Origin of the sequence: Paenibacillus sp. MMS20-IR301 (genome assembly GCF_032302195.1) — a bacterium.
Lineage (GTDB): Bacteria > Bacillota > Bacilli > Paenibacillales > Paenibacillaceae > Paenibacillus_AQ.
Genome location: NZ_CP135275.1, coordinates 7,149,931 through 7,165,383, shown reverse-complemented (window position 1 = coordinate 7,165,383; position 15,453 = coordinate 7,149,931). Strand labels below are relative to the sequence as shown.

At 44.4% G+C, this 15,453-nt stretch carries 12 protein-coding genes; all 12 read right to left on the bottom strand.

Going from position 1 to position 15,453, the window contains the following annotated elements:
* Positions 1-8: 8 nt before the first annotated feature.
* The 12 genes from LOS79_RS30790 to LOS79_RS30735 all read right to left on the bottom strand — a co-directional run bounded on the left by LOS79_RS30790 (position 9) and on the right by LOS79_RS30735 (position 15,442).
* A complete protein-coding gene (locus LOS79_RS30790) occupies positions 9-323 on the bottom strand; it encodes an RHS repeat-associated core domain-containing protein (protein WP_315414751.1) in 315 nt (104 codons plus the stop codon).
* Positions 324-469: 146 nt separating this feature from the next.
* On the bottom strand, positions 470-871 hold the full coding sequence (locus LOS79_RS30785; RefSeq protein WP_315414749.1) for a hypothetical protein: 402 nt from the start codon (positions 869-871) through the stop codon (positions 470-472).
* A gap of 143 nt (positions 872-1,014) precedes the next feature.
* Positions 1,015-1,704 carry a hypothetical protein gene (locus LOS79_RS30780; RefSeq protein ID WP_315414748.1) on the bottom strand — a complete coding sequence of 230 codons (690 nt, stop codon included), beginning with the start codon at positions 1,702-1,704 and terminating at the stop codon, positions 1,015-1,017.
* Positions 1,670-2,104 (bottom strand): hypothetical protein, encoded by a 435-nt coding sequence (locus LOS79_RS30775; protein ID WP_315414747.1) that lies wholly within the window; start codon positions 2,102-2,104, stop codon positions 1,670-1,672. The genes LOS79_RS30780 and LOS79_RS30775 overlap by 35 nt, the downstream gene beginning before the upstream one ends.
* Complete coding sequence (locus LOS79_RS30770; RefSeq protein ID WP_315414746.1) at positions 2,031-2,360, bottom strand: RHS repeat-associated core domain-containing protein; 330 nt, start codon at positions 2,358-2,360, stop codon at positions 2,031-2,033. The genes LOS79_RS30775 and LOS79_RS30770 overlap by 74 nt, the downstream gene beginning before the upstream one ends.
* A 62-nt stretch (positions 2,361-2,422) precedes the next feature.
* Entirely contained in the window at positions 2,423-2,674 is a 252-nt protein-coding gene (locus tag LOS79_RS30765; protein ID WP_315414745.1) for a hypothetical protein, read from the bottom strand.
* A gap of 11 nt (positions 2,675-2,685) precedes the next feature.
* Complete coding sequence (locus LOS79_RS30760; protein ID WP_315414744.1) at positions 2,686-2,907, bottom strand: hypothetical protein; 222 nt, start codon at positions 2,905-2,907, stop codon at positions 2,686-2,688.
* A 324-nt stretch (positions 2,908-3,231) separates the two neighbouring features.
* Entirely contained in the window at positions 3,232-3,552 is a 321-nt protein-coding gene (locus LOS79_RS30755) for a hypothetical protein (RefSeq protein WP_315414743.1), read from the bottom strand.
* A gap of 15 nt (positions 3,553-3,567) precedes the next feature.
* Positions 3,568-3,933, bottom strand: coding sequence for a hypothetical protein (locus LOS79_RS30750; protein WP_315414741.1), 366 nt, complete (start codon positions 3,931-3,933; stop codon positions 3,568-3,570).
* 365 nt (positions 3,934-4,298) lie between these two features.
* Entirely contained in the window at positions 4,299-4,784 is a 486-nt protein-coding gene (locus LOS79_RS30745) for a hypothetical protein (protein ID WP_315414740.1), read from the bottom strand.
* A gap of 15 nt (positions 4,785-4,799) precedes the next feature.
* Positions 4,800-14,528 (bottom strand): RHS repeat-associated core domain-containing protein, encoded by a 9,729-nt coding sequence (locus LOS79_RS30740; RefSeq protein ID WP_315414738.1) that lies wholly within the window; start codon positions 14,526-14,528, stop codon positions 4,800-4,802.
* Positions 14,529-14,554: 26 nt separating this feature from the next.
* Positions 14,555-15,442: a hypothetical protein gene (locus LOS79_RS30735; protein ID WP_315414736.1), complete on the bottom strand. Its 888-nt coding sequence runs from the start codon at positions 15,440-15,442 to the stop codon at positions 14,555-14,557.
* Positions 15,443-15,453: the final 11 nt, after the last annotated feature.

Below are 15,453 nucleotides of genomic sequence, written 5' to 3'. Positions count from 1 at the left end.
ATCTACAACTAAATTCTTCGCTCCCGTTGCAACCTTGCCTTCTTTTGTGCCAAATACAGATGCTCTTGGCGATCCATGGCCGCTTCGTTCTGTTTGATCTTACTCTGGAGTGAACTTGCCGTTGCCGCATACCCCGCCTGATCAATATATTGACCCGGATCATTATTGGCATAGGCATACAGGTTCAGACTGAGCGGGTTATTGTCCTCACCCCAGTAGCTGTCCTCTGACAGGAAGCGTCCGATATACAGATCGTAGTAACGCTTAAGCAAATAGTACAGTCCTGATCCCGAATCACAGCATTCTCCTCCATGTCGTAACAATCACTTTTGTGCTTAGCTTTGTTGCGAACAAATTAAACTAGGGTGACGTATTCGACGGTTGTAATAATGCCTAAATTATGGATTTATCATCATTCTCTTAAAAAAAGAAACCTTGAAAGGCATTAAACCAATCAAGGTTTGAAGAATTAGAATTCTTCCAATGATATAGCTTCCATAGAACTGCAGTAAAACTCAATAAAGTTGTATCCGTCGTTCTCACCATACCCACTATCGTCATGAACATGGTATCGTTGACTCGTATCCCACCCTAACTCTTTCTTATCATGCACTATCAAACTCCTTGTCAGGTAAAGATTTGTTATTTTTCTTACACTAAAATCTGAAACATTAATGTATCTAATTTTCATGCTAAATTTTTGCCCTGTTTCAATAACCATAATATGAAATGAAAGGGTTAATAGCGTTGTATAATTATCTTCATAATCAAGGTCCACAGCATACTCAATTCCGACTATTTCCTTAAACGTCCAAGAACCAAGGGCATTTAACTGATCTGTAATACTCTCGTAATTTTTTATAGAAATCAAAAGACATTCCTCCTCACTTACCAATAAATTTTATCTTGTTTGTTCCTTCATCAATTATGCCTTGTCTCAGTCTACCTGTAGAAAAGTCCATAAAATATTTCGTTTCAGTTTTAACACTTTTTCCAGCATCCTGATAGATATACTCATGCATATGTGGGTCTGTGACTTGAACCTAATCGGCTGAAATCAACCCTAGCTTCTGGAGTTCCTTGCATTGGAGCATAATTATTTTTGTAATACTGATCGGGCAGGAAAGGTTTTTCAGCAAAATCTTCAAATTTACCCGCTCCCCCAGCCTGCATCTTCAGACCCGCCGCGTTAGCTGCTTTAACCTCCTGGTCCGTTAATGTAGTAGGAATACCTTGTTTTTTTAGATTATTATAGAGCGCACTGGAACTATCCGACAACGTCCCCTGTACCTGTCGCCCAACTCCTGTACCTGTTTGCTTCACTCCTTGCTGTGTTACCTTATTCCCTACTACTTCCGCAGTTTCCTTCACAGTAGCTTTTACCACCAAATTCTTTGCTACCGCTTTTTCTAATCCCTGCGCTGCAACCTTAATGCCTCCCTTAATTAACGCCCCTTCACCTAATGTTACTACTGTGAAGGCCAAGGAAGCCGAACCTATCCATCGTTCTGTTGTCGTTGAGTTCTTCCCGAAAGCCGCCTTGATATCGTCACCAACGAGTAAGTTATAGGTTCCAACACCTAAATTCTTCGCTCCCGTTGCAACCTTATTGATTACAGATGTACTTCCCTTACCCGATGCTGCCGGCTTCCCGGTACGGGGTCTTTCTTCACTGCGGCTTTGGTTGCCTGGGGGCTTGTTCATTCTTTTTCGCTATCTTCAATTCTGCCGCCAGCAGCTGATTCTGCTTTGTCAGATTAGCCATTGTAGCGGCTGTCTTACTTTGCGCCACTGATGTCGCTGATGTCGCTGGCGCACTTGTCTTTGCAGCTGGCTTCGGCGTTACCGGTGCCGCGGTGACCGCTTTGGCTGGTGCCTGTTTCGCTGACACTGTTGCCGCTGGCTTCGTAGTCTGTGCAGGCTTCGCTGGGGCTGGTGATGCTGGCTTCGCTGGCGCTGGTGTCGATGCCTTCTTTTGTGCCAAATACAGATGCTCTTGGCGCTCCATCGCGGCTTCGTTCTGCTTGATCTTACTCTGGAGTGAACTTGACGTTGCCGCATGTCCCGCCCTGATCAATATACTGAACCGGATCATTATTGGCATAGGTATACAGGTTCAGGCTGAGCGGGTTATTGTCCTCCCCCCAGTAGCTGTCCTCTGACAGGAAGCGTCCGATATACGAATCGTAACGTGCCCGCAGATAATACAGTCCCGTCTCTCCATCATAGTACTCTCCGGTGTAACGGATGGATTCCGTGTACGTTTCGATACTTAGGGTCGGATTACCAAAGACATCGTAGTCATACTGGTTCTGTATCTCTCGATGTGTTATTAGTTGAATGATAAGTTCATTCGGCACTGGGTAGTCCCAGCAAAGAAAAAACCTTGAAAGGCATGAAGCCAATCAAGGTTAGAATTACATTATGATTCAAATGTAGTTCTTTCAGGAAAATGTCCGCCTTCATTATATAAACACCTAGCTAATCTTTGTGCCGCCCTTTTGAAATAAAATTTTGATTCATTATTAGCATTTTGAACTGGCTCAATTTCTTGGATAGTCTCTTTTTCTTTATTTAATTCAATTTTCCCCATTACTTGTTCATTCGGCCCGAATCTGTAAACAACCTTTTCATTGTCCTCAAATTCTTTAAGTAATAATACAAAGGACGCCATTTAATTCCCTCCTATGGTCTCCAAATTCTACCGGAGCTTTCTGCTGCATCATGTGCTGTTTTATAGTCTGTTTTGAAAACACCTTCAAATTTCGATTCAAAAATTTCATGTTTCAAAAGTGTTTTATCATTTGGAGTATGTGTACCATTCTGTAATCTTTGCCATGCTTGAGCGATTTCAAAGTCAGGGTCGAATTTACCATATCCATTTGACTTGATATGCTCATTATTCAATACATGGTCTTTGATACGTTGAATCCGACTTTCTTTAATTTCTGTATCTTAGAAATCGCTGACCATCGGAAGTTAATGTTCTTATGCTATCATACATTTTCGATGCTTCAGCTTCCCCGCCTTCACCAAACGACTCCGCAAATCGTACATGTACGCAGCTGTCGATTCTCCGTCGATCACATGCACCATATTCCAGCAGGCATTCAGCTCTACCAGATACCCACTTAGACTTTTCCGCCAGTTATCGAGGCGGTATGACTAGGGTTCGCTTGTATCCCACCAAAAAACACCTTGATAAGAACGAATCTCATCAAGGTTTGAAACTCAAGAGAGATATTCAATAACTAGTTCGTCCAACTCCATCCAAACATCCTCTAGTTTGTTTAATAGTTCTGAATCTTTAACATCATGAGCTGTGAAACTCAAAAATGTATTTCTGATCATCTGAGGCATACTATACAGAACTAGTGCAAGTTTACGAGAATTACTAATAGTATTATCAAAGGAATTAAAAGTCGAACAAGTGGTTAATAAGGAAATATCAGATATTATACTTGTGTGATCATCAAGATCATCACTATACTCTTTTTCTTCAATCGTAACTTTATCAAAGTTATTTTCATGATGTAGATTCATTCTAAACACCGGTTTCACCACCTTTTATTCTTTCAATTTGAATGTGTCATTTACAGGATACGCAGTTTTTAGTGTTCCTGTTTTTGAATTAGAAAGAATAACAGATCTTGTTACTGATGCTATATCCCATGAAGGCTTTATTACTTGTCCTAAACCTTCTGGTATGTCTAGTATAGTTGGCTTATCAACTTTACCATACGAATTCAAAAATTCTGCTGACTTCTGATTATCAAGCCATTGACCTTGTTCTGTCGTTTCCCCAACTTCATTAACAGTTCTTGAGCGTCCTTTTAATGATTCTAAATTCTTATTACCTGCTCCATGTGTATCAAAAGTATGCCCAAAGTTAGGTTTGCTCTTCCAGTTTACTTCTCCAGTTTTTCCAGACAACCATCCACCTTCCCCCCCACGGCAATCGAAGCAGCAGGAACACTGCCCTTTTGAAGCTCTTTAGCACACTGGAACTATCCGACAACTTTCCCTCTGCGCTGACTTCCACCATGTTCAGATACTCGGATTCATTCACTTTATACCAAGAGACTTTGCCTTTAACTTCAAGCTGGGTCTAACTGCCCTGCGAATTGTATCGGTATTTTCATTTCCCAACGCATAGTCTTAACCTTCCTGCATTTTCATACAGCTCAATGATAAAAAATATGGTTTACCCCAATAATGATTAACTGATGGATTCAATCGTCACCCTCACAAAAAAAGAAACCTTGAAAGGCATTAAGCCGCTCAAGGTAATCTCTATCTTAGTATACAACTAATTTCCCACTGTTTGGATAAATCCCATCCCACCCGCACGGAAAATTTCCATTCTCGTAAACTAGGAGTAAATCGAGGAAGAAATGGGAAATTCCCTTGCAATCAGAATATGCAAACTCCATAATAGCACTAACCACGTCCCATTTAACACAATTAACAAAGATATTATCTAGATTATATTGCTCCTGGTAGTTCAGTAATTTGACTGACAAAGATGATTCAATATACCTTTTTGCATCCCTTACGATGTTATTCCATTCTAAATATTTATTGGGATATTTATTGTGTAGGAATTCCGTTAGAACATTCCCCGCCTCTAGTGTTGTATCTTCCCAATTAGGATCCGAATACCAATTTTTAGCCTCTTCCCAACTACTAACTTGAATAACATTTTCCATCGTAAGTGGTGTGCCACAATTCGTGAACCAGTTAATGTTATCAATTCTGTCAAAAATCTGTCTGTTTATCTTCAATATAGCTCACCTCTTTTAGGGTCTTGTGGTTTGGTTTATTCTACCAGGTATTCTTGGCACTGGCATTCCTCCAAGTACACCATGTTGGACGCGCTGTTCAACGGCTTTAGCTGCTATTTGCATCGCTTCCTGTTGAGTATACCCGGCTGATTTTAAGGAATCAACCATGGCCTTTGAGTACTCCAAATTTGTGGGTGCTTCACGATATTTTGCTCCACCCTTTCTATATTGATTCCAGAACTGCTCTAGGCTTTCGTGTGCATTATAATGTGGAGAATCCACTTCTGTAAAAGCGTTCCCTTCTAGCTTTGTTGACATCCCTTTACTTGAAGGGATTACATCTCTATAAGCAGCATCTTGGTTCAAATGATGAGCCTGTCCTGGAATATTTGTGTTTTTCTTCAAGATACCATATTCGTCCACAACTGCTTTATTCGTACTTTCAGCAGTCGTAGCAGCAGGAACGCTACCCTTTTGAAGCTTATTTAGCGCACTGGAACTGTCCGACAACGTCTCCTGTACCTGTCGCCCAACTCCTGTACCTGTTTGCTTCACTCCTTGCTGCGTTACCTTATTCCCTACTACTTCCGCAGTTTCCTTCACAGTAGCTTTTACCACCAAATTCTTTGCTACCGCTTTTTCTAATCCCTGCGCTACAACCTTAATGCCTCCCTTAATTAAGGCCCCTTCACCTAATGTTACTACTGTGAAGGCCAAGGAAGCCGAACCTATCCATCGTTCTGTTGTCGTTGAGTTCTTCCCGAATGCCCCCTTGATATCGTCACCAACGAGTAAGTTATAGGTTCCAACACCTAAGTTTTTCGCTCCAGTTGCAACCTTATCAAGTACCGATGTACTTCCCTTTCCCGATGCTGCTGGCTTCACCGGCACGGGGTCTTTCTTCGCTGCGGCTTTGGTGGCCTGGGCGGCTTGTTCATTCTTTTTCGCTATCTTCAATTCTGCCGCCAGCAGCTGATTCTGCTTTGTCAGATTAGCCATTGTAGCGGCTGTCTTACTTTGCGCCACTGATGTCGCTGGCGCACTTGTCTTTGCAGCTGGCTTCGGCGTTACCGGTGCCGCGGTGACCGCTTTGGCTGGTGCCTGTTTCGCTGACACTGTTGCCGCTGGCTTCGTAGTCTGTGCAGGCTTCGCTGGGGCTGGTGATGCTGGCTTCGCTGGCGCTGGTGTCGATGCCTTCTTTTGTGCCAAATACAGATGCTCTTGGCGATCCATCGCGGCTTCATTCTGCTTGATCTTACTCTGGAGTGAACTTGCCGTTGCCGCATGTCCTGTCGGATCGATATACTGAACCGGATCATTATTGGCATACGTATACAGGTTCAGGCTGAGCGGGTTATTGTCCTCACCCCAGTAGCTGTCCTCTGACAGGAAGCGTCCGATATATGGATCGTAGTAACGTGCCCGCAGATAGTAAAGTCCTGTCTCCCCATCATAGTACTCCCCAGCGTAACGGATGGATTCCGTGTACGTTTCGATACTTAGGGTCGGATTACCAAAGACATCGTAGTCATACTGGTTCTGTATTTCGCCACCCGGCGTAACGGTCTGCACGACATCCCCATGGCCATTGTACAGATAATAGCTATAGGCGTGGCCTTGATTCATTCTGGCGATATAATTGATGCCGCGGATGTAACGGACACCAAGCTTGCCGCTATTGTCCGTCTCCAGGATCACGTGCTGACGGTCATATACATAATTCGTTTCTGTTACTGCACTTCCTGCTTTGGCACTGCTCACCGTTTTCTTCACCCGTAAGCCGTCACCATTATAAACATAGTCTACGGTCGTACGGTCTCCCGCCTTCACCTTGACCGCTTTCGTTAAGCGGTTGAACCCGTCGTAGGTTTGATTCACTTTTTCGATGAGACTGTTAATCTCCTTAGTCTCTGCCTCGTAAGCATCTCCTCCGGTTGACTGGTGCATCCCCGCTGTGTGCGGCTGCGTATAGGCTGTCCGTTGGCTGAGCTCATTGCCGTTCTTATCGAAGAGATAATCAACCGTTTTAAGCAGCAGCTCCTTGCCTGCCGTTTCACTCATCCGTTCTTCCAGCTTCACCAGCTGATTGCTGGAGGAATACAGGTATTCGCTCTTCTTCAGTTTGTACTGAAGCGCCAGCTTGGTATCCGGGTTGATATAACTGCTGGGCTGCAGTGAAGTATAGGTCTCCAGCATAGATTTGCGGTTTCCCGCTCCGTCATAAGCATAGACTGTTGTCTTCCCCGGAGCTTCCACCTGCTCAATACGGCCTGCGTCATCGTAGCTGTATGAAGTTTTTCCAAAGCTGTCTGTCTTGGTAATCTGTCTGCCGGCATCATCATAGGTATAGCGGTAGCTGGATATTTCAGAACCGCCGTTCCGTTTGTTAATTAAAGTTAGCAGACGATTGTTCAGATCGTACGCATAGACCTCTTTGACGCCATCTTCATACTGCACCATTGTCCGGTTACCGTTCTTGTCGTAGGTATAGGCCGTTTCCTTGCCCTCATAGACAACACGGTCCATCCGGCTTGATTTGTCGTAATGGTAAGCCGTAGTGAGGCCCAGCGCATCTGTCACTGTCTCCACATTGCCAATCTCATCGTACGTGTACAGAATCTGAACCTTGCCGTCTTTCATGGTTTTCAGCAGTTGATCCCGGGAATTGTAGATGTAGCTGTACGCCCCGCTCTCGTCATTCATACGGATGCGGTTCCCAGCTTCGTCATAGCCGTAGCTAATCCGGTCGCCAGTTTCAACCACTTTCATTTCACTCAGCAGATTCTGGTTATTGTAGATATACAAAGTGTTATTTCCCTGATGGTCGATCATACGCTGCTTGTTCAGCGCTAGATCATAGGTATAGCTAATGGTTGCATTGCCGGCATCCGTGACGGATTGCAGCATCCCAAAGGCCCCGTAGCGGTATTGGGTAACTTTGCCCCGTCCGTCTTTCATAAACTGCTTGTTGCCCATACGGTCATAGCTATAGCTGACTTCCACATCCAGTGCATCAATTACTTTAGTCAAACGCCCGGCGTTATCATACTCATAGCGAATAGAGTTGCCAAGAGCATCCGTCTTTTGCGTCAGGTTGCCATAAGTATTGTACTGATAAACAGTAGTGAATTTGTCTGTTCCGTTCTTGTCAGCCAGTACAGGGTCGATAACAGCAGTCACACGATTGCTTAAATCATAACGGTAAAGAGTCCCATACCGTGAGTCATCCGTATCTCCTGCAGCATAACCTTTAGCATCTATTACCTTGACAGTATTGCCTTTCGCATCATAAATCTTCTTGCCGACTACCTTATCATACGGGTCAATCGTTAACGAAAGCCGGTTTAGCTTGTCATAGGTATATGACATGGTGTAGCCCTTGGCGTTGGTATCTGACGTCTTGTTTCCTGCCAGATCGTAGGCTGTAGTAAACTTTCTGCCCTCCGCATCCGTGACCACAGTGATCCGGTTAACTGGATCATATGCATATTTTGTTATGTGTCCCCGCTCATTCTTATCGGAAATTCTATTCCCGGCTGCATCATAACCATATTGTCTGATGATATCAGCTGACCCTTGAGTACGAATAATCTTCTCCAGGCGGTTCATAGCATCATAGGTATAATTTACTGTGTAATTCTTCTGGTTAGCTACATCCGTGGACAAGAAGCTATTCGCCCTAGGATCCAGTTCCTGAATTTTGTTGCCAAGCACATCGTAGCTGTAAGTAGTAATCTGCCGGATTCGATCTTGATAGGAGGAATCCAGTAGACTAGCCAAATTAGGCAGTGACGAATACCCTTCAACGGTGTCCTTATCCAGCCATGCTATCCGTTTGACCATCCGGTTCTGGGCATCATACTCATATTGCTCCACATCTGAAAGATCAGCATCTCTTAATCTCTCCGATTTGATGAGGTTACCATTCTTGTCATACTCCATAGAAGAGCTGGCTCCGCTGTTGTCCGCCACGCTTTTGAGCAGATTATTATCATAATAGATATAAGTAGTTTCCCGGTTAGCAGAGTCCTCTTTAGTTCCTGACAGGACTTTCCTGATCATATTTCCAGCGGCATCATAAGCGTAGTGCTCTACAGCATAAACAACGTTTGTACTGTCATCGAGCGCAAGCGGCGACTTCTTTTCGATAAGCCGGTTTGCAGCATCATAGTTGAACAAGCTTACGCTGCCTGCCTGATCTTTCACCGATACCAGATTTCCGTTAGGATCATATTTGTTCTCAACCGTATATCCGTAAGGGTCCTTCACAACTTTTTCTTTGCCAAAAGCAGTATAACTGGTGGTGGTTACAGCTCCCAGCGGGTTCGTCTCTGAAGTCTTTCGTCCCAGCTTATCAAACGCATATTTGTAAATTCCGCCATCAGCGTTAATAATTCTGCCCGGTGTCCCGTCAGGGTTCACTTCATAGGAGGTTGTATTCCCAAGTTCATCCGTCCGAGCGAGCAAATGATCAAGTACATCGTATTCGTACACCCTGCTGCCGCCCAAAGCATTGGTTTCTTTGATTAGACGGCCAAGCCCATCGTACAAATAGGTTGTACCTTTGGAAGATCCCATATTACCTGAGTACCTAAGACCATCCACTTTTTTGGATATCTGGCCTTTGGCGTCATACTGAATGTACTCCTGACCTGCGCCTTCTGGAGATACAGTGGACAACCTCCGATTCATCGTATCGTAAGTATAAGATATCCCCTTCATATCCAGAACCTGAACGGTATTATCCAGTTCTTTATTATATTGGTTAGGCGAGATTTCCCGGATTAGATTCCCGCTTAAATCATATACGTAACGTGTTACTGCTAATTCCCCATCCGCAGCGGGAAGGCTTTTACGCAGCACACGGTTAAGCGAATCATAAGCATAACCGGTGACTGTTCCCTTGGGATTCGTCTCAGTGAGCACATTGCCGGCATCGTCATATTGATACAACGTTGCACCCTTAAGTGCATCCGTCTTCTTCAATAATTGTTTATTGTAATTAAACTCAAAAGAAATCGTATTTCCCTTAGCATCGCTCTGGGTCACCACCTGATCATTCTTTGAATAGGTGTAGGTGGTATTCACCTGCAGACGGTCCGCATATTCATTGTCAAAAACTGCGCCAGGCAAAAAACCTGAGCTGATGTCAGAAGTCTTGACCAGCAGGGCAGTCTTTGTAAGCCGTGATCTGGAGTCATAGCTGTTCCGGGTGACATCATAATTATTATCGCTAATCTTCTGATAAGTCGTTACAATATTCCCGGCCCGGTCATAATCCTGCTTACTCTCTCTGCCAAAAGGTCCTGTAACCTGGATCAATTTTCCGCCCTTGTCATAGATCTGCTGGGTAAGATCACCGGCACTGGACTGGGTTGCAGCTCCATTTTTCTTAGAAACAGTATATTGGAAGGTTTCTGTAGAGAGCAGCTTGGCAGCCTCATCATATTTCATGACGGTCAGCCGGTAATAAGAATTGGCTTCATCCGCACGAATATATTCTTTTTGGGAAATCTGGTTACCTGCCGAATCGTAAGCGTAATATATGGATTTACCATTCTGATCGATATGCTCCAGCAGTTCTCCTTTGGCTGAATAACGGAAGGTTTCAGTGGTGTCATCCGGGTACTCCACCAGATAAGGGGTGCCAAATACACTGTTGTAGATTTTGGTCTGGTGTCCTGCTTTATCCGTATTGACAGTAATCCACTTACCTGTCAAATCATAATTAGTTGTTGTACGCGTACCGTCAGCATAGGTAGTTTGCTTCAGTCGTCCCCCCAGATCATAGGTATATGAGGTGGTATGACCAAGCCCATCTGTATCACTCAACACATTGCCTGATCCATCATAGGTTATCTTTTGGCTGACTTTCCGGATACCTAACTGCTGATTGTCATAAGCCATCTGAGCCGAGATGCTCTCAACAGGCTTATCTATGACGTTATATTGATAGAGAGTACCTACAGACTGCTCCGGATGATTGGCGTTGTACCCTTCTCCATCAACATCCTTGACTACGTTGCCTCTGCCATCATATTCCCTGTAAGCAATAACTTCACGGTTGGTCCCGTCAAAAGCAACGGACTTCATTAACCGGTTGTCTGCATCATACTCATTCTCAATACCGGGAGCCTGCTCCATAGCAAGCGCAGAATATCTTGCATCAACCGTCTTAAGCAGATTGCCCATCGTATCATAAAGATAACGGATCGTATTCCCCATAGGATCGGTTGTTCCCGTTGCAAAACCCAATCCGTCATAGGTATAAGAGGTTGTCTGCTCTGATCCGCCGACCACTGCCGTCTCGGTAATCAGATTGCCCTGCTTGTCATATTGATAGCGGGTAAGCCTTGTCCCCTTGTCATTAAACGGCTTGGATGTAGAAGCCTTGAGATTTCTATAATTGTACGTATTTTCTTCTGTGTCATAATCAGTACCATTGAATTGTTTACTCTTAGTCAGGTTGCCTTCGAGGTCGTATTCATTTAATGTCTCATAAGCACCTCTTTCAACGAATGTTCCATCATCCATTTTTTCTTTGGATGAGCCTGTCTCTGAAGTTGTATTTCCGGCAAAATCAAATTGATAATTGTACACGATCAGCTTGTTGCCGGCTGAATCTGCATATTCCACAACCTTCACTTTGTTGCCATTCGCATCATAATCGTTATGTGTATGTGTACTGGAAGCAGAGTCAATGCTGGTATATTGATCCGTCACCTGGTTAAGAGAATCATAAGCGAACGAAACCACTGAAGAATCTCTGCTTAATCCAGCAGAATACATTCCTTGGGTAATCTTAATTTTGTTATTTCCGGCATCATATTGACTATTAGTGTAGAAATAATCCGGTGACCCGGCTTGATAGATCTTTTGAACTGAATTTCGTCCCAGCCCATCATAAGTCCATTCTGTAATTTTGCCGCCGGGAGCTTTCTCGGAGACGGGCTGCTCCATAATGTTATAGGTATAAGTTGTCGTGTTACCCAGCGCATCCGCGGTACTAGTCTTACGTCCCAACGCATCATACGAATACTGGGTAGTATGCTTGCCTTCATCGGTATCCGTTATAAGGTTGCCAACATAGTCATAACTAAAGACAGAGGCATAATAATTCTGATGATCTGGTGTAACCTCCTGCTTCACCAGCTGATTCTCAAGGTCGTAGTAGTACCGCTTACCATAACCTTCTTCATTCGTAATAGTCATCAGCAGCGGAACCTGGGGTGAAGAAGCAATCTGGTAATCTACTTTCACGCCAGCTTTAAGTGTCTTATCATTCTCATAGTAGGATTTCTCTACAATCTGCTGATTACTGTCATAGACATAGCGGGTGCTGTGCCCGTTACTGTTAATTTCTTTAGTTTGATTGCCAAAAGCATCATACTCCAGTGTGGATAACCTTTTCCATACTCCCTGGCTATTCACACTATTGTTCAGCAAATTCCCCTGAATATCATACTCGTTCAGATATTTATAATTGCCGGCATCCGTATACTGAATCTTGAAGTTGGCATAAGGACTCTCCAGGTACTCGTACTGCAGCACCTTGTTATCCGGCCTGATGTTCTTCAGCAGCCGGCCAACCGTGTCGTATTGATAGGAGGTCTTATTGCCGTTCGGATCAATCTCGCTAAGGATATTCCCTGTCTGCATATCATAAGCATAGGTTTTGGCATAGCTCTTACCTTCAGACTGCTGAACCTGCTTAGTCAGATATGCCCCTTTGGTATCCGTACCATTGGCGTCAATACCATACTCATAATAAGTTGTGAAGTCCTGAGCAGTGTCATGCGCAGTTTTGCGGATGAGATTGCCGGAGGTATCGTAGGCATATTCTGTGATCAGCCAAGGATGCGCCGGATCGTCATTTGCTTTACTCTCTTTAAGCACATTTCCCTTGCTGTCCAGCTCATAATTGGTTTGAGCCGTTGTATCCTGATCCAGCTTCCAGGTCTTCTGGGTCAGAATATGAAATTTGTTAATATCATAGGTGTAGAGCACAGTGTGCTCATTATTAACCGGGTAACCCTTGCTGTCCCGCTCAGCAATCGGCCCTGTATAGCTGGTCATATCACCATATTCATCGTACCGGTAATTCTCAATCTTACGGACCGGCTCACCTGTTGCCTGCCCGCCAGTCACTTGATAGGTCAGAGTCTCCTGCTTCTTGACCAGCTTCAGCTCATCATGCTCTTTCGTAACCGTCTCTTTATGATTCTTGCCCAGCTTTTCGGTTAGAATCAGTTCCTGCTTGCCGTTATATGTATATTTGACTGTGCTGCCGTTAATATCTGTGATTGTTGTATAGTAACGGTAGGTATCCTTAAGATAAGCATCATCGTATTCCTTGTAACCGGTAGTTCCGTATCCATCGGCTTCGTTAGTGTATGTATAAGTACTCTTATTCTTGGTATCTGTAATTAATTTATCAAGGAAATTTGCCTGGGCCGGATCAAAGCCTGTCTTCACAAGCTCCTTAACCTCAAAAATCTTCCTGTACTGCATGCTGCCTTCATTCAGCTTCTTCGTATATGTGTTGTAGACAAAACGCTTTGCTTTATTCGTTTTCACTTCATCAACAAGCACGAGATTCTCATACCTGTTATAGGCGGAATAGTTAGCCTTATTGTAATAAGTGAAGCCCAGATCAGGCTGCTCGTACCAGTAGAAATATTTCGGTTTGTTATCTGTATCGTATACCCGCTGCAGCCGGGTGCGGATAACATGCTTGGAGGCGCTGACCAGCACCGCCGATTTATCGTACACAATGCTTTTGTCTCCAGGGAGATGCAGAATAACTTTGAATTTTCCGTTTAAATCCCCTGAATCGGTTGTATTGGGATTCTCAGAAGCCTTGAAGTAATCATTCGCACCTAGCGCTTCCAGCTTATTGATAGGGCCAACGGTAAAGGCGGGATCCTCCACATATTCCAGGGTAGATACACGGCCAACAGAGTCTGTGACTTTAGATATCAGTTTCTTGGTAATCGTCTCTCCGTCCAGCTGGTAGCTGAGCGTGCTGTATTCAAAATTAATCTTATTCCCATACCGATCCACAATCCCGAGTATCCGTCCATCTTCGGCGAAATATGTATTTTTACCGTCTTTTCCGGTCATTAGGTATTTGGATGTGCCATCGGTCTGGCCATTCTGATAGGCTGCCGACTCTCGGACTACAACGTCCTTCACCGTTTGGCCTTCAGGCAAATAGACGAGTGAGCCATCCATTGTATATTGCTTCAGCCGGTAGACATCGCCGCTCTCCGTGTGCAGGAATTTGTGGCTGCTGCCGTCTGTGTTAGCCTTGATTTCCATGCCGGGAAAAGAGAACCGCATACCAATCCCGAGATTATAGCGGTCTTCATAAAAAGACGAGGTCTTTGCGCTCGAGCGGACTTTGTCCACCCAGGCTCCGTCAATGTATTCTACCTCCATGTCCTGGACGTTGGCCGATTCATTTTTGTAAATCCGCTTGAATTCCAGATCCAGCCCGTTCTTGCCCGGCAGTACGTAATCCGTCTGTGTAATCGTTAATGATCCGCCCTGAGGACTTACTTCATCTACTGTTTCGTTAGTTCTCAAGTATACAGGCGAGAGCATTGTGTTATATTGCTGCTTCGGTCCGACGAGATTATTTAACTGGTCCTGCAAAGTCTCGGCATGCACTGCCGGCAGGAACAAGATCATCATGAACATAGTTGCTGTTAATACCCGTAATAATGCCTTCGATTGTTTCACAAAGCTACCCCTTTCTGCTGCCGGATTTATTCAGCGTATTTCTTCAAATAGCTGTCAGCCATAATGGCTGCTTCAGAAGTCCCTTCCTTCAGCTTAGCTACCACAACCTCAGGTGCCTCGCCGACCTTCTGTGCCAGTACAAATGCCTTGACTACCTGCTGCTCGCTAAACGTTCCTTGCTGTGTATATTGATGAAGTTCCTCCTGTGTTATCTGAACCCGTGGTAATGATTTACCACTATATAGGACCTTCTCCCGCGCAAAAATAGCGCCCCAATCCCCCGTTTCGATTCTTTCACCGATCAGATCTTTGAACGGTTTACCAGTCACAAAAGATAGATGGTCACCAATCATGATATCGTCCGATGTGAGACTCTGTGCCTTCATTAAATTCTCCAGCTCGTCAGAATCAAAGGCACGGGGCTCAAACTTAGGCTGCTCCGCTGTAAAGGCAGTAAAAATCTGCTCCCAGGTCTTCCCTGAAGACTTAGAGGCAAGCATAGCTTCTAAATCTGCTTCACTGCCAAAATTCTGATACAAAAAATCATATGCTGTGCATATATCCCCACGTGAATACCCGCTGGCGGCCAACTGCTTCAGCTTCTCCCGGTAAACATCCTGAACATCAAAGGCATTAAGAAATTGCTGATAGCTTACGTGAACGACCTCAGATTGGAGCGGCTGAGCATTCTGAACAGCTTGAGCTGTAGATACTTGAGCAGGTATATCTCCGGAAGAAGCGGTTACTTTGGCAATCTCCTGCAGTTTATCGGTTGTCTTCATGCTCTTCGCCGGATTGGCCGTCTTGCTGTTCTCGGTGCCCGCCACCTTGGAATAGGCAAACACACCTGCTTGAAGCACAAGCGCTATAATCATTGAGCATGCTGTAATTTGAATTACTCTGCGTTTATTCATTCTTATGGACT